Origin of the sequence: Nocardia sp. NPDC056564, from assembly GCF_042793755.1 — a bacterium.
Lineage (GTDB): Bacteria > Actinomycetota > Actinomycetes > Mycobacteriales > Mycobacteriaceae > Nocardia.
This window is the reverse complement of sequence record NZ_JBHTUR010000017.1, coordinates 113,754-134,423: the sequence shown is the minus strand read 5'-3', so window position 1 is coordinate 134,423 and position 20,670 is coordinate 113,754. Positions and strand designations below refer to the sequence as shown.

General features: G+C 68.4%; 19 protein-coding genes. 11 read left to right on the top strand and 8 right to left on the bottom strand.

Annotated features, from left to right (window positions below; genetic code table 11):
* Positions 1-206: 206 nt before the first annotated feature.
* Genes ACFQ9K_RS33325 through ACFQ9K_RS33275 form a run of 11 tightly spaced genes read left to right on the top strand, consistent with a single transcriptional unit; the run spans position 207 to position 9,783 of the window.
* Positions 207-431, top strand: a complete 225-nt coding sequence (locus tag ACFQ9K_RS33325; protein WP_378713665.1) for a hypothetical protein — start codon at positions 207-209, stop codon at positions 429-431.
* A complete protein-coding gene (locus tag ACFQ9K_RS33320) occupies positions 431-619 on the top strand; it encodes a hypothetical protein (protein WP_378713664.1) in 189 nt (62 codons plus the stop codon). Before ACFQ9K_RS33325 ends, ACFQ9K_RS33320 begins: the two co-directional genes overlap by 1 nt.
* A 20-nt stretch (positions 620-639) precedes the next feature.
* Positions 640-1,494, top strand: a complete 855-nt coding sequence (locus ACFQ9K_RS33315) for an MlaE family ABC transporter permease (protein ID WP_378713662.1) — start codon at positions 640-642, stop codon at positions 1,492-1,494.
* Between the two features lies 1 nt (position 1,495).
* Positions 1,496-2,359: an ABC transporter permease gene (locus ACFQ9K_RS33310; RefSeq protein WP_378713660.1), complete on the top strand. Its 864-nt coding sequence runs from the start codon at positions 1,496-1,498 to the stop codon at positions 2,357-2,359.
* Positions 2,360-2,366: 7 nt separating this feature from the next.
* A complete protein-coding gene (locus ACFQ9K_RS33305; RefSeq protein ID WP_378713658.1) occupies positions 2,367-3,731 on the top strand; it encodes an MCE family protein in 1,365 nt (454 codons plus the stop codon).
* Positions 3,732-4,754 carry an MlaD family protein gene (locus ACFQ9K_RS33300; protein WP_378713656.1) on the top strand — a complete coding sequence of 341 codons (1,023 nt, stop codon included), beginning with the start codon at positions 3,732-3,734 and terminating at the stop codon, positions 4,752-4,754.
* Positions 4,754-5,776, top strand: a complete 1,023-nt coding sequence (locus ACFQ9K_RS33295) for an MCE family protein (RefSeq protein ID WP_378713654.1) — start codon at positions 4,754-4,756, stop codon at positions 5,774-5,776. The genes ACFQ9K_RS33300 and ACFQ9K_RS33295 overlap by 1 nt, the downstream gene beginning before the upstream one ends.
* Positions 5,776-6,876 (top strand): MCE family protein, encoded by a 1,101-nt coding sequence (locus ACFQ9K_RS33290; RefSeq protein WP_378713653.1) that lies wholly within the window; start codon positions 5,776-5,778, stop codon positions 6,874-6,876. Before ACFQ9K_RS33295 ends, ACFQ9K_RS33290 begins: the two co-directional genes overlap by 1 nt.
* Before the next feature lie 5 nt (positions 6,877-6,881).
* The gene (locus tag ACFQ9K_RS33285; protein WP_378713651.1) at positions 6,882-7,952 is read left to right on the top strand and encodes an MCE family protein; all 1,071 of its coding nucleotides are present in this window, start codon (positions 6,882-6,884) and stop codon (positions 7,950-7,952) included.
* The gene (locus ACFQ9K_RS33280) at positions 7,949-9,127 is read left to right on the top strand and encodes an MCE family protein (protein WP_378713649.1); all 1,179 of its coding nucleotides are present in this window, start codon (positions 7,949-7,951) and stop codon (positions 9,125-9,127) included. The genes ACFQ9K_RS33285 and ACFQ9K_RS33280 overlap by 4 nt, the downstream gene beginning before the upstream one ends.
* A gap of 11 nt (positions 9,128-9,138) precedes the next feature.
* Complete coding sequence (locus ACFQ9K_RS33275; RefSeq protein WP_378713647.1) at positions 9,139-9,783, top strand: hypothetical protein; 645 nt, start codon at positions 9,139-9,141, stop codon at positions 9,781-9,783.
* On the opposite strand, the gene ACFQ9K_RS33270 is transcribed toward ACFQ9K_RS33275, so the two are convergent.
* The 8 genes from ACFQ9K_RS33270 to ACFQ9K_RS33235 all read right to left on the bottom strand — a co-directional run bounded on the left by ACFQ9K_RS33270 (position 9,784) and on the right by ACFQ9K_RS33235 (position 20,638).
* On the bottom strand, positions 9,784-11,028 hold the full coding sequence (locus tag ACFQ9K_RS33270) for a TetR/AcrR family transcriptional regulator (RefSeq protein ID WP_378713645.1): 1,245 nt from the start codon (positions 11,026-11,028) through the stop codon (positions 9,784-9,786). It lies immediately after the preceding gene.
* Positions 11,029-11,217: 189 nt separating this feature from the next.
* On the bottom strand, positions 11,218-12,462 hold the full coding sequence (locus ACFQ9K_RS33265) for a TetR/AcrR family transcriptional regulator (protein WP_378713643.1): 1,245 nt from the start codon (positions 12,460-12,462) through the stop codon (positions 11,218-11,220).
* A 205-nt stretch (positions 12,463-12,667) separates the two neighbouring features.
* Positions 12,668-14,008 carry a cytochrome P450 gene (locus ACFQ9K_RS33260; RefSeq protein ID WP_378713641.1) on the bottom strand — a complete coding sequence of 447 codons (1,341 nt, stop codon included), beginning with the start codon at positions 14,006-14,008 and terminating at the stop codon, positions 12,668-12,670.
* A gap of 150 nt (positions 14,009-14,158) precedes the next feature.
* Positions 14,159-16,111 (bottom strand): acetoacetate--CoA ligase, encoded by a 1,953-nt coding sequence (locus ACFQ9K_RS33255; RefSeq protein ID WP_378713639.1) that lies wholly within the window; start codon positions 16,109-16,111, stop codon positions 14,159-14,161.
* A gap of 30 nt (positions 16,112-16,141) precedes the next feature.
* Positions 16,142-16,954 carry an HpcH/HpaI aldolase/citrate lyase family protein gene (locus ACFQ9K_RS33250; RefSeq protein ID WP_378713637.1) on the bottom strand — a complete coding sequence of 271 codons (813 nt, stop codon included), beginning with the start codon at positions 16,952-16,954 and terminating at the stop codon, positions 16,142-16,144.
* Complete coding sequence (locus tag ACFQ9K_RS33245) at positions 16,951-17,451, bottom strand: MaoC family dehydratase (RefSeq protein ID WP_378713635.1); 501 nt, start codon at positions 17,449-17,451, stop codon at positions 16,951-16,953. The genes ACFQ9K_RS33250 and ACFQ9K_RS33245 overlap by 4 nt, the downstream gene beginning before the upstream one ends.
* Positions 17,448-18,608 carry an acyl-CoA dehydrogenase family protein gene (locus ACFQ9K_RS33240; RefSeq protein WP_378713633.1) on the bottom strand — a complete coding sequence of 387 codons (1,161 nt, stop codon included), beginning with the start codon at positions 18,606-18,608 and terminating at the stop codon, positions 17,448-17,450. The genes ACFQ9K_RS33245 and ACFQ9K_RS33240 overlap by 4 nt, the downstream gene beginning before the upstream one ends.
* The gene (locus ACFQ9K_RS33235) at positions 18,605-20,638 is read right to left on the bottom strand and encodes an acetyl/propionyl/methylcrotonyl-CoA carboxylase subunit alpha (protein ID WP_378713632.1); all 2,034 of its coding nucleotides are present in this window, start codon (positions 20,636-20,638) and stop codon (positions 18,605-18,607) included. Before ACFQ9K_RS33235 ends, ACFQ9K_RS33240 begins: the two co-directional genes overlap by 4 nt.
* Between the last annotated feature and the right edge of the window lie 32 nt (positions 20,639-20,670).

Here is a 20,670-nt window from a genome sequence, read left to right as displayed (position 1 = left end):
GCCGTCAACGGGTCCTACTGCATGGGGATATTCCTGACTGTCTGGTTGTGAATGTACGTGAAAGGGTTCCGCAATGGACGGAATCATGCGTAACATAACCGCCCATGCCGGACCGTGAGGTGTCCGGGAAGGATCCAACGGCGGATCCCGGTTCGGGGCCTGCCGTGGGCGTCCGGTCGTATCGACCGGCACGCGAAAGGACGCGCATGCTCAAGCGGCTGGATCGGATATTCAGCTACGAGATGAAGGTCTCGGAGTTCCTCGGGACGCTGATCATTCTCGGCATCCCGTACGGGTTGATCGGTGTCATCTGGACACTCACGCACACCAGCCAGCTACGCGGCATGCACGGCATCGACGTGGTCGTCTCGTTCCTGGGGGCGATCGTCTGCTGGCCGGTGCTCACCTTCTCGAATGTGTGCATGACCTGATGATGATCTTGGTCTGGCTCATCGACATCGTGGTGATCGGCGTGCGGGTGCTCGGCGGCCGCACGCGGGTCAATCCGGTGCTGCGATTCGGCCTGTGGCTGGCCGTGCTGAGCACCGTCGTGGCGGGCGCCGCGGCCGTCGGCCTTCTCCTCGTGCTGCTCGAGCGGCGATTGAGCGGCGCCGCGTGACCCCGGAGAGGCAGTGACGAGTGACCACCACCGAACGACCGCCGCAGCGCACCGACCTGGAGCGAGCCATCGATGACCTCAGGGGCCTGTGGCAGCGGCACCCGCAGCGATCGCTGGAGACACTGGGCAGGCAGGTGAAGCTGGGCCGCGACGCCGTGCTGGAGACGCTGCGCGCGATCCTGACCCGCCGGTTCCCGTTCCAGGAATTCGTCAAGCAGTGCGCGTTCATGGCCGGCGTCTCCGCCGCGCCGACGGTGTTCGTCGCCATCCCGGTGGCGGTGGTGGTCTCGATTCAGTTGGGCGCGTTGGTGAGTCAGGTCGGCGCGACCACCTTCATCGGCGCGGTCAGCGGTCTCGGCATCATTCGCCAGGGCGCGCCGCTGGTCACCTCGCTGATGATCGCCGGCGCGGTCGGCTCGGCCATCTGCGCCGACCTCGGCTCGCGCACGATCAGGGAGGAGATCGACGCCATGATGGTGATGGGCGTCGACCCGATCCGCAGGCTGGTCGCGCCGCGGCTCGCGGCCGCGGTGCTGGTGAGCATGCTGCTGTGCGGTTTCGTGGTGTTCGTCGGCTTCGCCACCGGCTATCTGTTCAATGTCTACGCGCAGGGCGGCACCTCGGGCACGTTCATCAGCACGTTCGCCTCGTTCGCCGTCGCGAACGACCTGATCGTCGCGTTGGTGAAGGCCGCGATCTTCGGTGCGCTCACCGCGATCATCGCCTGCGACATCGGCCTGCACACCAGGGGCGGGCCCGGCGGCGTGGCGAATTCGGTGAACGCGGCGGTGGTCAATTCGGCGCTGATGTTGTTCGCCACCAACATCATCATCACGCAGGTGTACAACACCCTGTTCCCGGCGAAGGTGCTCTGACATGGGCACGCGCTATACGCCACCGGTGTTGCAGCCGGTCAAAGCCGTCGGCGGCGCGATCCGCGGGCCGATCCGGGCCAACCAGCGGCTCGGTCATCAGGCCATCACCTTCGTCGCCGCGATCGTGGCGATACCGTTCGCGCTAAGGCACTATCGCAAAGAAGTGCTGCGGCTCACCGCCGATGTCGGATGGGGCAACGGGTCGCTGATCGTCGGCGGCGGCACCGTCGGCGTGGTCATCATCCTGTGCGGGTTCGGCGGGATCACCGTCGGCATGGAGTCCTACACCGCGCTGAATCTGCTGACGATGAACCCGCTGACCGGCGCGATCTCCGGATTCGCCACCACGCGCGAAATCGGCCCGATCCTGGCGACGTTGGCATTCGCGATCCAGGCGGGCTGCCGATTCACCGCGCAACTCGGCGCGATGCGGATCTCCGAGGAGATCGACGCGCTGGAATCCCTTGCCATCCGGCCGCTTCCGTACCTGATCAGCACCCGGATGATCGCCGCGACACTGACCATCGTCCCGCTCTACAGCGTCGGCCTCGCCGTCGCGTATCTGATGACCAAGCTGTCGGTGCTGTTCCTCGGCGGCACCTCCGCGGGCACCTACGACCACTACTTCTTCCAATTCCTCAACGGCACGGACGTTTTCTACTCCGTGCTCAAAGTCGCGGTGTTCGTGCTGATTTCGACGTTCCTCCAGTGCTACTACGGATACGTCGCCACCGGCGGCCCGGAAGGGGTCGGGCAGGCGGCGGGGCGCGCGATCAAGATGGTGATCGTCGTCATGGTGTTCGCGAATCTGTTTCTCACGCTGGCGATCTGGGGCATCGATCCCGGCTTCCGGATCTCGGGATAGAGGCCGCATGATCATCGATCCCAGTGGTCGCGGCCCGAGTGGCCGCCAGCTCTCGCTGGCCGGCATCGCGCTCACCACGGTGCTGTCGCTGCTGCTGGTGCTGCTCGGGCTGCGCTACACCGGTCGTTTCGAGGACAAGGTGGGCGTGGTCGCCCTGCTCACCAGTACCGGTGACGGGCTGCCCGCACATGCCGACGTGAAGTTCCGCGGCATGATCGTCGGTTCGGTGGCCGACGTGCAGGTGGTCGCCAAGGGCGAGCGCCAGCGCGCCGAGATCGACCTGAAACCGGCTGTCGCAGCGATGATTCCGGCGGCGGTCACGGCCAGGGTCATCCCGAACAACATCTTCGGCGTGACCGCGATCGAGCTCGTCGACAACGGGGAGGGCACCCAGACGCTGCGCGCGGGCGCGGAAATCCCCGAGGACACCAGCGAGGGCACCGTCCAGTTGCAGACCACGCTCAGTGTATTGCGCGACGTGCTCGACCACATTCAGCCGGAAAAGCTCGGCCGGGTGCTCGCGACGCTGGCCGACGCGCTCGATCCGGCCGCGCGCGTGCCCGGGTCCACCATCGAACGCTTGGATCTCTGGCTCACCCAGATGCATGCCATTCCGGGGATCGGCGACCTGCTCGGCGATCTCGGCCGGGCCGCAACGGCATTGAGCGCGTCCGCGCCCGATCTGGTCGGGGTGCTGTCGGAGTCGGTGACCACCGCCCGCACGCTCACCGAACGCCGGGACCGGCTGGTCGCGCTGCTGACCAACGCGAGTGGTGCGGTCGACTCGGTCAATTCGCTGTTCGCCCGCAATCCCGACGCGGGCAAGGACGTGGTCTCCGGCCTCGACGAACTCTTCGGCAGCCTGGCCGAGGACCCGCGGGCATTGCCGCAGACGGCGGCCAACCTGAATATCGCGCTGCGGAAATTGCGCTCGGTCTTCGGCTTCGGGCCGAGCCGCCAGATGGTCTGGAAGATGGACGTGTCCTTCACCCCGTTCCAGCAGTACACGGCCGCGGACTGCCCGCATTACGGCAGCCTGGCCGGCCCGCGCTGTGGCGGCTCCTCGGTTCCGGAAACCGCACCACCGCAGGAGTTTCCGGCGCAACTCGCGCCGAAGTGGCTGGCATCGGCGGGGCCGGCACCGGTAGTGCCCACCCTGCCCGCTATTCCGGGGATTCCGCTGATCCCCGGCCTCACCGCACCGGCCGCGGCAACGGATCCGAGACCGAACGCGTTGGCGCCCAGCGGTTTACGTGGCCCGGATGCGGTAGCGGCGATCGTCGGGGGCAAACCGACCGCCGCGCAGTATCTGCTGTTGTCGCCGCTGCTGGCCGGCGGTTCGGTCACTCCGGTGGACGAAGGCGGTCGCTGAATGAAATCGAGAAGGGCACTGATCGGGTTCAGCCTGTTCGCGATCGTCGCGCTCGTGCTGACCTACACGATCTGGTCCACCCTGCAGCGTTCGGTCAGCGGCGAGACCGACTCGTACTCCGCCACCTTCTCCGACGTGCTCGGCCTGCGCGTCGGCGACGACATCCGGATGGCGGGCGTGCGGGTCGGGCGGGTGGACGCGATCGACTTCGACGGTGACTATCGCGCGCGCGTCGAGTTCCGCATCCAGCGCAGGCAGCACCTCACCACCACCACGAAGGCGCTGGTGCGCTACCAGAACCTGATCGGGCAGCGCTATGTCGCGCTGGTGCCCGGTGCGGGCGGCGGGCAGGTGGTGGCGGCCGGTTCGGCGATACCACTCGAGCGCACCGAACCCTCCTTCGACGTGTCCGCGCTGCTGTCCGGGTTCGAGCCGCTGTTCAGCGTGCTGCAACCGGATCAGATCAACTCGCTGTCGGAGACGCTGATCCAGGCGCTACAGGGCAGCAATGTCTCGCTCAGCGCGTTGATCACCCAGGCCGCTGAGCTCGCGGGCACCTTCGGCCGGCGCGACCAGATCCTCGGCGATGTGATCAGCAATCTGAGCAGTGTCATCGCCGGACTGGCGCACCGCAGCGGCGACCTGGAAACGCTGATCACCCAGGCACGTTCGCTGGTCGAGTCGCTTTACGCACAGGGCGAATCGCTGAAGGGATCGGTCGATCAGGTCGCCACCTCGACCGACTCGCTCGCGCGTTTGATCGGCCAGGTGAAGCCGAATATCGCACGCGCGCAAACCGATGCGACGAGCGGGGTGGCGCTGTTGCTGCTCAACGGCGCGTCGCTGGACCAGGCGGCGGTCGAACTGCCGAGCCTGCTCAACGGCATCGCCCGGTTCACCAGCTATGGCGCCTACGGCAACGCCTACATCTGCCGCCTGGATGTCTCGCTGTGGGGTGTGCTGCTGCCACCGGGGCTGTTCTCGCAGGTCGGCGGCAATTCACAATCGGAGGTGTGCCGGTGATGACACGAGCGCGGTCCCTGTTCGGCCGGGTGCGAGTACCGCGGAACCGGCTGCTGTGGCTGGGTCTGCTCGCGGCCGGCTCGGTGGTGGCGCTGCTGGTCGGGTCCAGCGCGCTGTCGCAGGCTCGGCTGGGGGACAAGACGATTCAGGCGGAGTTCGCCCAGGCGGCCGGGCTGCGCGCGGGTGCCTCGGTGGACGTGTCCGGCATCGAGGTCGGCACGGTGCGGGCGGTGCGCCTGGACGGCGCGAAGGTTGTTGTCGACCTGCGGGTTCGCCGCGATCTGCGCCTCGGCCCGGACGCGCGCGCGGCGATCAAGATGACCACCATTCTGGGCAAGCTGCATGTCGAGTTGCTGCCCGGCAATGGAAAAGGGTTGCCGGACAACCGGATCGCGCTGGCGAATACCTCGGTGCCGTACAACCTCGGCAAGGTGATCCAGGACCCGGTGTACAAGTCGTCGTTCGAGCGCATCGAGCGCATCGATCCGGCCAAGCTGCGTCAGTCGCTGGATCTGCTCAGCCGGCAGATGGGTGACTCGCCGCAGCTCACCGTCGAGGCGCTGAACAGCGTCGGCGCGCTCGCCAAGGTGATCAACGACCGGCGCGACGAGGTCGACCTGCTGTTGAAGAGCATGGATCAGGTGTCGCAATTGGTGTCGGACAATCGCAACAGCGTATTGCTGCTGCTGACCCGCGGTGAGGCGATCGGCAGCGCGGTCGCGCAGCGGCAGACCATGCTGAAGTCGTTGCTGGACAACGTCGCCGAGCTGTCCCGGCTGCTGCAGCAGATGGGCCTGGAGAACAACGATCAGCTCGGGCCGATGATCCAGAGCCTGAACACCATGTCCGAGGGTCTGGAGAAGAACAAGGACAATCTCGACTCGCTCTACGAAATCATGCCGGTGGCCCTGCGGCAGTTCAACAACGCGCTCGGCAACGGGCCCTACGGCGACGTGTGGGCGCCGTGGATCTTCCCGGACAACTGGCTGTGTTTCGCCGGTGCGGTACAGGGGTGCAACTGATGAAAATAGGTACTTTCTGGAAGACCGCCGTGCTGTGCTGGGTCGCGGCGGTGGCCTCCGGATGCTCCCTGCTGCCGGACAGCCTGAGCATGCTGCCGGAGGAATACCTCGGCGAACACCTGCGGATCAGCGCCGATTTCGAGAACGTGGCCGGCCTGTACGCGGGCAACGACGTCGCGATCCTCGGCGTCCCGGTGGGCAAGGTCGACACGGTGACCGCCAGGGGCAGCTATGTCGAGGTGACCATGTCCATCGACAAGGACGTCAAGGTGCCCGCCGGCGCGATCGCCGCACTGGTGTCGCCGCAGCTGATCACCAACCGGCACGTCGAACTCGCGCCCGCCTACGCGGGCGACGGACCGGTGCTGGCCGACGGTGCGCACATCCCGCTCGAACACACCCGCACCCCGGTCGAACTCGACCGCATCCTGGACAATTTCGACCAGCTCGGCCGGGCGTTGAAGGGCGACAACGAGACCGGGCCGATGGCAAGTCGCGTGCTGTTCCCGCTGCTCGACGGCAACGGCGACAAGCTGCGGGCGACGCTCGACGCGATGTCCTCGGCGTTCGAGGTGAGCCTGGCCAACGGCGACCAGATCTCCAACACCATCGTGAAACTCAACGAGATCACCCAGATCGTCGCCGAAAACGACCAGACCGTACGCGATTTCAGCGGCCGGCTCACCGAAATGGTGCAGCTGATGGGGGATCAGGCGCCCGGGTTGCAGGCTGTGCTGACGCAGCTCAACGACTTCGTCACGAACACCTCCACGGTGGTCGGCACCAATCGTGAGCAGTTGCTCGGTGCGCTGACCAGGTTCACCGCGCTCACCGCTCAGATGCGGGCCAATGCGCGGTCCGTCACCGAAATCGCCGACGTCACACCGCTGTTCTTCCAGAACCTCGCCAACGCGACCAGCCGCGAACACCAAGCGCTGCGCCTGCACGGCCTGCTGGACAAGTCGGTCCTCGACGGTGAGGCGCTGTCGGTGTTCTGCGAACGGGTGCAGATGCGCCTGGACGGCTGCCGGACCGGCAAGATCCAGGACTTCGGCCCGGACTTCGGCCTGACCGCCGCGCTGCTCGGACTGATTAAATGAGGACGATGCTGTTCCGCCTGGCGGTGGCGGCGGCCATCGGCGCGACGTCCGGCTGCGCCGTGACGGTGGACAACGTCCCGCTGCCCAAGCCCGGTATCGGCGGACCCGGCTACACCCTGCACGCCGTGTTCGCGGACGCGCTCAATCTGCCGGCCAACGCGCACGTCAAGATCGGCGGCACCGACATCGGCACCGTCTCGGGGATCAGCACCACCGATTTCCTCGCCGACGTGGAAATGCGGATCCGCCAGGACATTCAGCTGCCCCGCGGCACCACCGCGGAACTGCGCCAGGCCACCCCGCTCGGCGACATGTTCGTCGCGATGACCCTGCCCGCCAAACGGGACGGCGCCGAGTTGCTGCGCCCGGGCGACACCATCGCGCCCGACCACACCGCGACCGGCGCGTCGGTGGAGCAGCTGATGATGTCGGTGTCGTTGCTGCTCAACGGCGGCGGCCTCAACCAGGCGGCGCGGATCACCGCCGAGATGAACTCGATGTTCGCCGGGCGCGCGCCGGAACTGTCGCACCTGATCACCGAGATGACCGATGTGCTCGCGGCGCTCAACAGACGCACGGCCGACGTGGACGGCGTACTGTCCGGGCTGAACACGCTCACCGGCGAATTGGCCAGGCGGAAAGCCGAATTGGGCGCGGCAGCGGACACCTTCCCGCCGCTGATCGGCCTCGTGGCCGAAAACAACAAGGCCATCGCCGATCTCATCGCCAAGGTCTCGGTGACGATGGCCGCGCTCGGCGACTTCACCGACACCACCGGCCCGGACTTCCTGAGTCTGTTCGACAGCATCCAGCGGTTGATGTCCGGATTCGCCCAGATGGGTGACGATCTCGCGGGCGCCTTGGACGGACTGCACGCTATCTACCCATCGATCTCGGCCAGTCTCGATGGCCCGGTGCTCGCGGTCGCGGCCACCGTGTCCTACCTGAGCGTCGGCGCGCTGACCGACCCGAAGGGCAGCAGGCCGCCCGAAATCGGTGACGTGCCCGCCTTTGTCGGCAGTCTCGCGCAGGTCATCGAGAAGGTCATCGGCCGGCTGCAAGGCGGCGGGCGATGAATCCTCCGCTGTGGCAATGGCTGGTGCGACATCGGATCGCGGTGGCCAATATCGGCCTGATCGTGGTGCTCGTGCTCGGGGCGTCCTATCTCGGCGCCACTGTGCTGCGGATCGATCTACTGCCGAATACGTACACGGTGCGGGTCGAGCTGGCGAATTCCGGTGGCCTGGCGGCGAACAACGACGTCACGTTCCGCGGCACCAGGGTCGGCCGGGTGCGCGATGTGCGGATATCCGGCGACGGCGTCGCGGCGATCGCCGAGATCGACAGGGCGGCGAAGATTCCGGTAGGCGGCACGGTCGCCGTCGGCCGGCTGTCCGCGGCGGGGGAGCAGTATCTCGACTTCCGGCCGGACGTGGACAGCGGGCCGTTTCTCGGCGACGGCGCGGTGATCGAGCGGGCTCGGACGACGGCACCGGTGACGGTGCAGTCGGTGCTCGGCAGCATGAGCGGCTTGATCGGCGGCATGAATCCGGCGCGTCTCAATGTGATCGTCGACGAACTCGACAAGGCCCTCGCGGGTGGGCCGGATCGGTTGCGCAACATGATCTCCGGCATCAGCCGGGCCATGGCCGGGCTGACCGACCTGCTGCCGCAGACCAGGCAGCTCATCGAGAACCTTCAGGTGATCGCCGATACGACATCGCACGCGCAGCCGGACCTGAGCACCCTGACCACCGGTTCCAGCGCCCTGTTCCAGCAGCTGACCGCCGCGGACCAGGAGGTGCGCAAGTTCCTCGACCTCGGTCCGGGTCAGCTCGCCACGCTCGGCGGCATCGTGCGCGACACCGAGGATCCGATGACCAACCTGGTCACCAACTTCGTCGCGATCACCAAGGCCGCCAAGCTGCGGGCGCCGGCCATCGCGGCGCTGTTCCCCGCGTTGCGCACGGGTTCGGAGGCGATCGGCGTGCCGGCGCACGACAACGCCTATCACACCCTGGTCGACCCGTGGCCGCGCCCGAGCTGCGACTACGACACCGTGCCCGTGGTGCCGACCACGAAGACCGTCGACACCAGGGTGCGGCTCTACAACTACTGCGTCACCAGCAATCCGGCGCTACAGGTTCGCGGTTCGGCGAACGCGCCCCGGCCGAACGTGCCGGACAACGGATCCGGCCCGCCGCCCGGCGTCACCGGCAACGAGCTGTCCCGACCCGCGCCTGGCAGATAGGAGCACATCTGATGAACGACAACAAAGGCGAGAACGCCGCGCCGCCGGAGGATCCGACCATGGCCGCGTCCAGTGATGTTGCGGCTGAGCAACTTTCGATAGAGACGGACCCGGCTCCCGCCCCCCGTAAACGACTCCGGTTGGTTCCGGGCCGGACGGGACGACTCGTCCTGCGGGCGGCGACGGCCGTACTCCTCTGTGCCGCACTGGCTTCGACCGTCTTCTTCTACCTACAGAACAAGGGCAACAAGGCCACGATCGACGCCAACGCGGACGCGCGCGCCGCCGCCTGCAAGTACGCGCCGATCCTGGCCGACTACGACGCGAAGAAGCTGGACGACTACTTCGCGGCCGTGCTCGACGGCGCGACCGGCGACTGGAAGAAGCAATTCGACAGCACCAGCAGGGAATTGCGCGAGGTGCTCACCCAGGGTGAGGTGGTGTCGAAGGTCAACGACGTGCAGTGCGCGATCAAGACCGGGGACGAGAGCTCGGCCGAGGTCATCGTGGTGATCGGCCAGACCATCACCAGCATGGGCACCCAGGGCAAGCCCGCGCCCGGCCAGCTGTCCATGGTGATGCGCCTGGCGAAGGTCGGCGACCGCTGGCTGGTGAACCAGGTGAATTCGCCGCTGGCCCCGCCGCCGCGGCCGTAGCTACCCGCCGTCGGGACCGAACAGCACGACCCGCATCAGGTGAACCACCCGCTGCCGCGAGCACACCGGGTCGTCGGAGCCGAAGCGCTGCCCCAGATCGACGACCAGGGCCAGCGCCGCGTGCACCAGCAGCCTGGCGTCGGCGGCGGACAGCTCGGGGCGGACGCCCACCAGCAGCTTCGCCCACTCTTCTACGTTGAGCCGCTGGATGTTTCGCAGCACCGTCCGGTCGTCGGCGGGCACGTTGCTGATCTCGGCGTAGTAGACGAAGGTCAGCTCCCGCTCGGCGAAGGACCCGGCCACGTACAGCTCGATCAACGTCGTCAGCGCCTGCTCCGGCCCGTCCGCCGCCGCGACCGCAGGACCGATCGCGGCCGAAACCCGTTCCGCGGCACGGCGGAACGCGGCCGCGAGGATATCGCCCTTGCCGCGGTAGAAGCGGTACACCGCCGACGAGGCGGGCAGGCCGGCCGCGGTGGCGATGTCCTCGACGCTCACATTCGGATAGCCGCGCTCATGGAACAGCTCGATCGCCCGCGCCAGCAGCAGCTCGTGCTTGAAGGTCAACGGAATCTCCGTTGCCACAAGGGGTTCGGTATGTGCGGCCGAAGGCGGCAGGGTGCAGCCGGCGACCGTGCGGCAGGCGGTGCCGAGCAGCGTGGTCAACGCACGCACCGGGACCGACACGTGGTGATCGCCGATGCTGCTGAGCACGCTGAGCAGCGCGGCCGACAGCACCGCCCGGTCCGCCCTGTCCAGCTCCGGCCTGGTCTCGGCGAGCAGCGTCATGAGTACCGAAGTCACCTGTGCCAGTTGACCATCCAGGATCGCGGCGTCGGCGTCCGCGAGATAGCGGCGCTGCCAGCGCAGCAGCGCGGCACTGCGCCGATTGGCGATCGAGGACGCGATCAGCGCGTCGATCACCTGACCGAGCCGCGCCTCGGCCGGCAACTCGCGCGCCGAATCCGGCAGGCGCACCGCCGCTTCGCTGAGCCCGCCGAGCCGCAGGGCCTCCTCGCGGAACAGCGCGTACTTGCTCGGATAGTGGCGGTAGAGCGCGGCCGAGCTGATGTCGAGCCGGGAGGCGATGTCCTCCATGCTCACGCCGTGGTAGCCGAGCGACCCGAACGCCTCCGCGGACGCGGCCGCGATCTGCGCTCGTCGATCGCGCGGCCGTCGCCGGACCACACGCGCGGCGGATTCGTCGGACGCCTTGTCCGCGGCGCGGCCTTCCTGGGCACCCATGCCGCGATGGTAGCCGAACCCGGCGCTCGGCAACGGAGTCTTGATCGCTTGGAACCAAACTGAATGGAAGGTCACAATAGTGGGGAGGATTTAGGTCGCTACCTCATACTCTTGTGATCCACAACAATGGAATAGTACGTAACATAAGCAACCGGTCGGTACCCCGGTCGCGCCCGTCGGCCCGGGCGCTCACGCCGCGGCGGGGCGGCCGAAAAGGACGACCTGCATCAACAGGCGCACCCGCTCCTGCGCCGCCATCGGGTGGTTGTCGAACGCGCGGCCCAGATCCACCACCAGGGCGAACGCGGCGTGGATGAGGAAGCGCGCCTCGGCGGGCGAGAGCTCCGGCCGCACCTCGCGCAGCAGCCGCGCCCACTCTTCGACGCTGAGCCGCTGGATGTTTCGCAGCACCGTGCGCTCCTCCGCCGGAACATGCTGGAACTCGGTGAAATACACGTAGGTCAGCGCGCGCTCGGCGAACGACCCCGCGACGTACTGCTCGATCAGCGTGGTCAGGGCGCCCTCCGGGCTGGCCGCGGTCGCGACCGCCGGACCGACCGCACCCGAAACCCGTTCCGCCGCACGGCGAAACGCCGCGGCCAGCAGATCGCTCTTACCGCGATAGAACCGGTACACCGCCGAGGCCGCGGAAAGTCCAGCGGCGGTGGCGATGTCCTCCACGCTCACATTGGGGTACCCGCGCTCATGGAACAACTCCACCGCCTTGCGCAGCAGCAGTTCGTGTTTGAACGAATCCGGGATCTCCACCACCCGGAGCGGCTCGGCGGGGCGCTCGGCGGGCAGTTCCGTGCCGATGATCGGCTGGCAGGCCGAACCCAACAGCCGGGCAAGGGATTTCGCAGGCAGCGTGGCGTGGTGGTCGGCGATGCTGGTGATCGTGCTCAGCAATGCCATGCGCAGCACCCGGATATCGTCCTCGGTCAATTCCGGCCGCAGCACGGCGAGCTGGTCGCCGAGCGCGCCGAGCACGGCGAACTGCTGGTCGTTGAGCGTTGCCAGATCCTCGGATTCGAGGTATCGGCCCTCCCAGCGCACCAGCGTGACGGTCGGCCGGTTCTCGATGGTGACCGCGATGAGCGCGTCGAGTACATGGTGCAGCCGCGCTTCGGGCGACCACGCGGCCGCCGCCGCGGGCAGCTCGACCGCCTCGGTCATGGCCCGGCCTACCCGCAGCAATTCCTCCCGGAACAGCGCGTACTTGCTCGGATAGTGGCGATACAGCGCGGCCGAACTGATGCCGAGCCCGGTGGCGATGTCCTCCATGCTGACGCCGTGATAGCCGAGCGCGCCGAACGCGGCGGCCGACGCGGCGGCGATCTGCGCCCGCCGATTCTTCGGCCTGCGCCGGATCTCCCGGGGTGCCGAGTCGCCGGTGCTCGCCTTCCGCGCCGTACGGCGATTGTCGACACTCATGCGGACATCGTACTTATCCGAGCAGGTGGGACGGGCTACGGCTCGGTACGGGGCGACCGGGGGACCGGCCGGGTGCCCCAGGTCACCCGGAATCGGGGGTGGTACCTGCCGGAAGGCGGCGGCCCCCGGCCCGACCCGTAGGCGTGGGTCCGCGCCGGTGAGGGCCGCCACAGCCGGTCGGCCGGGCGCGGACCCGGTTGCGCGATCAGTCGTGCGGCGTGACGACCACTCGGGCCTTGCGCTCGGGGACCGTGGTGATGTTGCGGGTCTTCCCGCGTTCCGGCTCCGCGCCCTCGGGTCGCGAAAGGGAATGGCGCACAAGGATTTCCCGCAGCACCGTGGTGCCCTCCATGAGCGAGAAGCCCGCGCCGATGCAGCGCCGGACCCCACCGCCGAAGGGCAGCCAGGTATTCGGGGCCACCTCGCCGGCGAGGAAGCGGTCCGGCCGGAAGACCGCGACGTCGGGATAGTTGTCGGGACTGCGGTGCGCGAGCAGGATCGAGGTGTTCACCACCGTGCCCGCGGGCAGGCGGCGGCCGCCGACGGTCAGGTCCCTGGTCAGCTTTCGGTTGGTGCCGTTGATGATGACGTGCAGCCGCATCGCCTCCTTCATCACGGCCTCGAGGTATTTGTCGTCGCCGGTGCGCGCGGCGGTGACAGCGGCCGCCTGGATGTCGGGATGGGTCGCGATTTCGTACAGCGCCCAGGACAGCGCGGACGCGGTCGTCTCGTGGCCGGCGAGCAGCAGTGTGATGAGCTGATCGCGCAGCTCGGCGTCGGTGAGCGGCGGGTCGTGGTCGTCGCCGGTGCCCGCGTGCAGCAGGCGAGACAGCACGTCGGTGCGTTCGGCCAGGTCCGGCGCGCGCCGGCGCGCGGCGATCTCGGCGTAGAGCAGGGCGTCGACCGCGCGCATGTTCTCCGCGAACCGCTTCCACGGTCCGACGCGGCTGAGCATGGATGACTTGATCCCGACGAAGATCAGCGGGTTGAGGTGGACGATCCGGCGCAGCCGCGGCGCGAGCTCGGCGCGGGTCTGTTCGTCGGAGACCCCGAACACCACCTGGATGATCACCTCGAGCGTGAGCGCGTTCATCCGGTCGAGCGTGATCAGCGTGGCACCCGGTGTCCAGCGGTCGATTTCGGCGACGGCGATCTCGGCGACCAGGTCGCGATAGTCGCGCAGCGCGGAGCCGTTGAAGGCGGGCATCAGCAATCGCCGGGCGCGCGCGTGCTCGTCCTCGTCGGTGAGCAGCAGCGAGTGCGGGCCCATGACGACGCCGAGGATCTGGTTGCCCTCGCCCGCGTGCAGGTCGCGCGGGTTGCCCGCGAAGATCTCCTTGATGTGCTCCGGGCGGGAGAACACCACGGCACGGTCGGCGACCGGGGGGATGCGCAGCGTGAAGACCTCGCCGTACCGGCGCGCGACGGCGGGCACGAAGCGCTGGCGATCCAGCTGGAACAGGATGCTCTGCACGAAGGCGGGCAGCCGCGACCCCGGCGGATAAGCGGCGGTCTCGTCACGCTCCCGGACATCATGTGCGGCCACGGTGCCACCTTCGTTGAGTATGAGACGAACCTGTTTCATACCACGCTAGGAGATCTATGCCACGCGGTCCACAACGCGGCAGATATCAACCGTACTGGACGAGACCGCGCGGAACGGCCAACCCGAGGCGGTCGGCCGAGGCGCGCTGACCTACGCGGCGCCGCCGTTGGGGCGTTGCGCGGCATACCAGTCGAGCAGGTCCGGCTGGTCGACCGCGCTGCGTTCGACCACCCGGGCGGCGTCGGCACCCTGGAACAGTTTCTTGATCGGCACCTCGAGCTTCTTGCCGGTGCGGGTGTGCGGGATGCCGGGGGCGAGCAGGATCTCGTCCGGGACGTGGCGCGGGGAGACCTCGGTGCGGATGGTGCTGTTGATCCGGGTCTTCAGGTCGTCGGTGAGTTCGGCGCCGGGTGCGAGCACGACGAACAGCGGCATCCAGTACCCGCCGTCCGGCTGTTCGGCGCCGATCACCAGGGCCTCGGCGACCTCGGGGAGACGCTCCACGGACTGGTAGATGTCGGCGCTGCCCATCCGGATGCCGTGCCGGTTGAGCGTCGAGTCCGAGCGGCCGTGCACGACGATGGAATTGCGGTCGGTGATGGTGATCCAGTCGCCGTGCCGCCACACACCGGGGTACATGTCGAAATACGCGTCGTGATAGCGCTTTCCGTCCGGGTCGTGCCAGAACCGCACCGGCATGGACGGCATCGGCTTGGTGAGCACCAGCTCGCCGACCTCACCCCGGACCGGGTGTCCGGCGCTGTCGAAGGACTCCAGCGCGGCGCCGAGGAAGCGGACCGACAGCTCGCCCGGCCAGGCCGGGACGGTACGCGCGCCGCCCATGAAGGCCGACACCACGTCGGTGCCGCCGCTGAGCGAGTTGACCTGGACCCGGTCACCGGTGTTCGCGCCCAGCCAGAGGGCCGACGAGGTGGGCAGCGACGCGCCGGTGATGCCGACCGTGCGCAGCGCGGACAGGTCGTGCTCGGTGCGCGGCACCGCGCCGGCCTTCATGCAGGCGAGCACGTAGCCGGGGCTGGTGCCGAGCACGGTGGTCCCGGTCTCGGCGGCGATGCGCCACAGCGCATCCGGCGCCGGATAGGTGGGACTGCCGTCGTAACAGACGATGGTCGCGCCGGTCAGCAGGCCGGAGACCTGGAAGTTCCACATCATCCAGCTCGGGCTGGTGTACCAGAAGAAGGTGTCGGCGGGTCCGATATCGGATTGCAGCGCAACGGCTTTCAGGTGCTCCAGCAGCACGCCGCCGTGGCCGTGCACGATGCCCTTCGGCAGGCCGGTGGTGCCGGAGGAGAACACGATCCACAGCGGATGATCGAAATCGACCGGCTCCGTGGTGATCACAGCGGGTGCGGCCGCGTCGTGGGCGATCGCGTCGGTCCACGCGGTCGCGTCGGCGACCTCGAGGCCGAGCTGGGAGACGGCGATCGTGGCGCGCAGCGTGCCGAGACCGGCTTGTAGCGCGGCGATGTCTGCGCGCTTGTCGTGCGCCTTGCCGCCGAAGCGATAACCGTCCACGGTGATCAGCACGGTGGGCTCGAGCTGACCCAGCCGGTCCAGCGCGGCCTTGGCCGAGTAGTCCTGGCCGCAGGCGCTCCAGACCGCGCCGATACTGGCGGTGGCGAGCAACGCGACGACGGTCTCCGGGATATTGGGCAGATAACCCGCGACCCGATCGCCCGCCCGCACGCCCAGATCGCGCAGGGTGCGGGCCAATGCCGCGGTGTGGTCGATCACTTCGGCCCAGGACACCTCGCGCGGCGGTGCGTCCTCGGTGACTCCGATGATCGCGGGCCGGTCACTGCGGAACTGGCGGATGAGCTGATCGACATAGTTCAGCCGCGTGCCCGGAAACCATTGCGCGCCCGGCATTTCGGCGCTGGCCAGCACCTCGCCGGCGACCTCGCCGAGCTCGAAGTAGTCCCACACCGCGTGCCAGAACTCGGCGAGCTCATCGACGGACCACTGCCACAGCGTGTGGTAGTCGGGCGCGACGACACCGGTGCGGGCCTCGACGAACTTCGCGAAGTCGGTGATCCTGGCGTCGGCGATATCCTGCTCGGTCGGCACCCACTGTGGTTGCACCGCGTTCCTCCTGGCTGTTCGAACTGGTGGTCAGGCGCGCTCGGCGCGCCGCACGATCTGCTCGGCATGTCGCAGGACGGGGGCGTCGACCATGCGGCCCTCGAAGGCGAACACGCCACGATGCTTGGGTACCTCGTCGAGTACCCTTCGGGCCCAGTCTATTTCGGTCTCCGACGGTGCGTAGGCCGCACGGATGACCGGTACCTGACCGGGATGGATTGCCACCTTGCCGTCGAACCCGACGGCGACCGCGTCCAGCGACTCGGCCCGGAGGCCGTCGAGATCGCGGATATCGAGGTACACCGAGTCGAGCGCGAACTTCCCGGAGGCCTTGGCCGCGAGCAGCGAGGTGGACCGAACATGCCGCGCCACATCGCGATAGCTGCCGTCGGCGTGCCTGCTCGACTGGCCGCCGAGCCCGGCCACCAGGTCCTCGGCGCCCCACATCACGCCGATCGCGTTGTCCGCGGTCATCGAGTCGCCGACCGTGAGCGCGCCGCGCGGGGATTCGATCAGCGCGAGCACCTCGTACCCGGCCAGCGTCGTGATCTGTTCGGCCGTTTCGCATTTCGGCAGCATGAGGCGCCGATAGCGAGTGTCGGCCAGCGCGGCCAGATCGAGCGTGTGCTCCTCGGTTCCGGCCGCGTTGACCCGGACGAACGTGGTCTCCGGATCCAGCGGCGTCGTGACGAGCGCCTTACGCGCGGCGGCCTTGTCTCCCGCGGCGACGCCGTCCTCGAGGTCGAGGATCACCACATCCGCTGCGGCGGCCGCCTTTTCGTAACGTTCCGGGCGATCCGCCGGGCAGAACAGCCAGGCCGGACCCGGCATCGTCCAGGTCATGACCGGCCGGATTCGGGCCGCAGGCGGATCATCGCGTTGCGCACCGCGACCGCGACGACGGCGCCGTGCTGGTTGCGTGCGGTGTGCCGGAAGGTGACGATGCCCTCGCCCGGCCTGCTCTTGGACACCCGCTTGTCCAGCACCTCGGTTTCCGCGTAGACGGTGTCCCCGTGGAACAGCGGCGCCGGGAACTTCACCTCGGAGAAGCCGAGATTGGCCACCGTGGTGCCCTGGGTCAGGTGTGCCACCGCGAGGCCGACCATGGTGCCGAGGGTGAACAGCGAGTTGACCAGGCGCTGGTGGAACGGCTCCTGAGCCTCGCTGTAGGCCGCATCGATGTGCAGCCCCTGCGGATTCATGGTCAGCGTGCTGAACAGCACGTTGTCGGTCTCGGTCATGGTGCGGCCCGGCCGGTGCTCGTACAGCACACCGGTCTCGAGTTCCTCGAACCACATGCCGGTCTGCACGACCCGGCGCAGGCTGCTGGTTTCGGTCATAGCCCGAGCTCCCGTCCGATCAGCATCAGCTGCACCTCCGTTGTGCCCTCGCCGATTTCGAGGATCTTGCTGTCCCGGTAGTGCCGAGCCACCGGGTATTCGTTCATGAACCCGTAGCCGCCGAAGATCTGGGTGGCGTCGCGGGAGTTGTCCATGGCCGCCTCGCTGGCCACCAGCTTGGCGATGGACGCCTGCTTCTTGAACGGCTTGCCGGCCAGCATCAGCGCTGCGGCGTCATAGTAGGCGGTGCGGGCCGTATGCGCGCGCGCCTCCATCCGGCCGATCTTGAACGCGATGGCCTGATTGCGGCCGATGACCTGACCGAACGCCTCGCGCTCCTTGGCGTAGCGCACGCTCTCGTCGACACAGCCCTGCGCCGCGCCGACCGCGAGCGCCGCGATGGCGATCCGGCCCTCGTCCAGGATGCGCAGGAAGTTGGCGTAGCCGCGGCCGCGCTCGCCGAGCAGGTTCTCCTCCGGCACCCGGACGTCGGTGAAGCTGAGCGGATGGGTGTCCGAGGCGTTCCAGCCGACCTTGTTGTAGGCGGGTTCGGCGACGAAGCCGGGGGTGTCGGTGGGCACCAGGATGGTGGAGATCTCCTTCTTGCCGCCCGCCTGTCCGGTCACCGCGGTCACCGTCACCAGCGTGGTGATGTCGGTGCCGGAGTTGGTGATGAACTGCTTGCTGCCGTTGATCACCCAGTCGCCGCTGTCGGCGATCGCGGTGGTCTTGGTCCCGCCCGCGTCGCTGCCCGCGCCGGGCTCGGTGAGCCCGAACGCGGCGAGCGAACGCCCGCTGGTCAACTGCGGCAACCATTCCTGCTTCTGCTTGTCGTTGCCGTAGCGGTAGATCGGCATCGCACCGAGCGAGACGCCGGCCTCCAGGGTGATGGCCACGCTCTGGTCGATCTTGCCGAGCTCCTCCAGGGCCAGGCACAGCGCGAAGTAGTCGCCGCCCATGCCGCCGTACTCCTCGGGGAACGGCAGGCCGAACAGGCCCATGTCGGCCATGCCGGAGACCACCTCGTACGGGAAGGTGTGCTTCGCGTCGTGTTCGGCGGCGACCGGCGCGACCACCGTGCGCGCGAAATCGCGCACGGTCAAGGCGAGGTCGCGGTATTCCTGCGGCAGGGCGCCGGTGGACAGGAAGTCGGTCATGCTGGGTTTCCTTCTCGCTCGGCGGTATTCGAGTCTTCGGGTGCCGCGACGATGCGGGCCAGTACTTGATCGAGGCGCACCTGGGTGCCGGGCGTCACGAGTATCTCCACGGTTCCGGCGATGGGCGCGGTGAGCGAGTGCTCCATCTTCATTGCCTCCACGATGACGACCGGGGCGCCCGCGGCGACCTGCGTGCCGGTGTCGGCCTGCACCGCGATCACCGAACCCGGCATGGGGCTGGTTATTTCGGCGTCGCCGACGTGTTCGGCGGTGCCGCGCACGCTCGCCTCGGCGACCTCGCGCAGCATCGCGACGCCGGTGGGTCCGGCGAGCCAGAGCTGGCCGTCGTATTCGGCGATCCGGTACTCGCGCCGGATGCCGTCGAGGGTCAAGGTCAGCAGGTGGTCGGCGAAAGTGGCGGACAGCGTGGTGGGTTCGCCCTCGGCGAGGCGTGCGGTCGCGTCGGCGGGACTGCCGGTGAGGTACACGTGCTCGGTCCGGTCGCCGCCGGTCAGCCGGATCGCGGTGGGCGCGGCGTCGCCGATGCGCCAGCCGGACGGGACCCGCCAGGGATCGCTCGGCGTCGTCGGCCAGCGCCGCAGCCAGCGATAGGCGGCGGCGGCCAGGAACAGCTCGTCGTGCACGGGGGCGGGATGGAAATCGGCGACCCGGCGGTCGAGCAGCCCGGTATCCAGGTGTCCCGCCGCGACATCCGGGTCGGCGAGCAGGAAGCGCAGGAACTCGATATTGCTGGTCACCCCGAGCAGCACGGTATCGCCCAGCGCCCGATCGAGTTTCGCGATCGCGGCGGTCCGGTCCGCGCCGTGGGTGATGACCTTGGACAGCATCGGGTCGTAGTCGCTGCCGACCACCGTGCCTGCGCGCAGCCCCGAATCCACCCGGATGCCAACGCCTTCGGGCTCCACGAGATCGAGCACCGTGCCGCCGGTGGGCAGGAACCCGCGGCCGGGATCCTCGGCATAGACCCTGGCCTCGATGGCGTGCCCGATCATCCGGATCTCGTCCTGCTCCACCGCGAGCTTCTGCCCGGCCGCGACCCGGACCTGGCATTCCACCAGGTCGACGCCGGTGACCAGCTCGGTGACCGGGTGCTCGACCTGTAGCCGGGTGTTCATCTCCATGAAGAAGAACTCGTCCGGCCGGTCGGCGGAGACGATGAACTCGACCGTGCCCGCGCCGACGTAGTCGACGCTGCGCGCGGTGTTGCAGGCGGCGGCGCCGATCCGGGCCCGCGTCGCGGCGTCGAGCAGCGGGGACGGCGCCTCCTCGATCACCTTCTGATGCCTGCGCTGCAGGCTGCATTCGCGTTCGCCGAGGTGCAGCACGTTGCCGAACTGGTCGGCGAGCACCTGCACCTCGATGTGCCGCGGGCGGGTGACGAAGCGTTCCAGGAACAGGGTGTCGTCGCCGAACGCGGACGCGGCCTCGCGGCGCGCGCTGAGCAGGGCCTCCGGCAGCCGCGCCGGGTCCTCGACCAGGCGCATGCCCTTACCGCCGCCGCCGGCGGAGGGCTTGACCAGCACCGGGTAGCCGACCTCGCGCGCCGCCTCGATCAGGTCGGCGTCGGTCAGGCCGGGCCGGGCGATGCCCGGCACGACGGGGACGTTGAAGGCGGCGACGGTGTTCTTCGCCGCGATCTTGTCGCCCATGACCTCGATCGCCCGGGCAGGCGGGCCGAGGAAGACGATGTTCGCCTCCGCCAGCGCCGCGGCGAAAGCGGCGTTCTCGGAGAGGAATCCGTATCCGGGGTGCACCGCTTGGGCGCCGGTGCGCACCGCGGCGTCCACCACTTTGCCGATGGCGAGGTAACTTTCGCGCGCCGAGGCCGGACCCAGCCGCACGGCCGTGTCGGCCTCGTGCACATGCCTGGCGTCGGCGTCGGCGTCGCTGTAGACGGCGACCGAGCGAATGCCCATGGCGCGCAACGTGCGAATGACCCGCACCGCGATCTCGCCGCGATTGGCCACGAGCACGGTGTCGAACCCGACGGGATGAGACTTGTTCAGCATCGCACACTCTCCTCGCCTCGCTGGCGCTCGGC

What these genes read in the sequence shown, in the direction of transcription:
- ACFQ9K_RS33280 (WP_378713649.1), top strand. Translation starts at nt 7,949, where the DNA reads ATGAATCCTCCGCTGTGGCAATGGCTGGTGCGACATCGGATCGCGGTG.
- ACFQ9K_RS33250 (WP_378713637.1), bottom strand. Translation starts at nt 16,954, where the DNA reads ATGACCTGGACGATGCCGGGTCCGGCCTGGCTGTTCTGCCCGGCGGAT.
- ACFQ9K_RS33275 (WP_378713647.1), top strand. Translation starts at nt 9,139, where the DNA reads ATGAACGACAACAAAGGCGAGAACGCCGCGCCGCCGGAGGATCCGACC.
- ACFQ9K_RS33265 (WP_378713643.1), bottom strand. Translation starts at nt 12,462, where the DNA reads ATGAGTGTCGACAATCGCCGTACGGCGCGGAAGGCGAGCACCGGCGAC.
- ACFQ9K_RS33305 (WP_378713658.1), top strand. Translation starts at nt 2,367, where the DNA reads ATGATCATCGATCCCAGTGGTCGCGGCCCGAGTGGCCGCCAGCTCTCG.
- ACFQ9K_RS33285 (WP_378713651.1), top strand. Translation starts at nt 6,882, where the DNA reads ATGCTGTTCCGCCTGGCGGTGGCGGCGGCCATCGGCGCGACGTCCGGC.
- ACFQ9K_RS33245 (WP_378713635.1), bottom strand. Translation starts at nt 17,451, where the DNA reads ATGACCGAAACCAGCAGCCTGCGCCGGGTCGTGCAGACCGGCATGTGG.
- ACFQ9K_RS33240 (WP_378713633.1), bottom strand. Translation starts at nt 18,608, where the DNA reads ATGACCGACTTCCTGTCCACCGGCGCCCTGCCGCAGGAATACCGCGAC.
- ACFQ9K_RS33325 (WP_378713665.1), top strand. Translation starts at nt 207, where the DNA reads ATGCTCAAGCGGCTGGATCGGATATTCAGCTACGAGATGAAGGTCTCG.
- ACFQ9K_RS33320 (WP_378713664.1), top strand. Translation starts at nt 431, where the DNA reads ATGATGATCTTGGTCTGGCTCATCGACATCGTGGTGATCGGCGTGCGG.
- ACFQ9K_RS33235 (WP_378713632.1), bottom strand. Translation starts at nt 20,638, where the DNA reads ATGCTGAACAAGTCTCATCCCGTCGGGTTCGACACCGTGCTCGTGGCC.
- ACFQ9K_RS33290 (WP_378713653.1), top strand. Translation starts at nt 5,776, where the DNA reads ATGAAAATAGGTACTTTCTGGAAGACCGCCGTGCTGTGCTGGGTCGCG.
- ACFQ9K_RS33270 (WP_378713645.1), bottom strand. Translation starts at nt 11,028, where the DNA reads ATGGGTGCCCAGGAAGGCCGCGCCGCGGACAAGGCGTCCGACGAATCC.
- ACFQ9K_RS33295 (WP_378713654.1), top strand. Translation starts at nt 4,754, where the DNA reads ATGACACGAGCGCGGTCCCTGTTCGGCCGGGTGCGAGTACCGCGGAAC.
- ACFQ9K_RS33300 (WP_378713656.1), top strand. Translation starts at nt 3,732, where the DNA reads ATGAAATCGAGAAGGGCACTGATCGGGTTCAGCCTGTTCGCGATCGTC.
- ACFQ9K_RS33310 (WP_378713660.1), top strand. Translation starts at nt 1,496, where the DNA reads ATGGGCACGCGCTATACGCCACCGGTGTTGCAGCCGGTCAAAGCCGTC.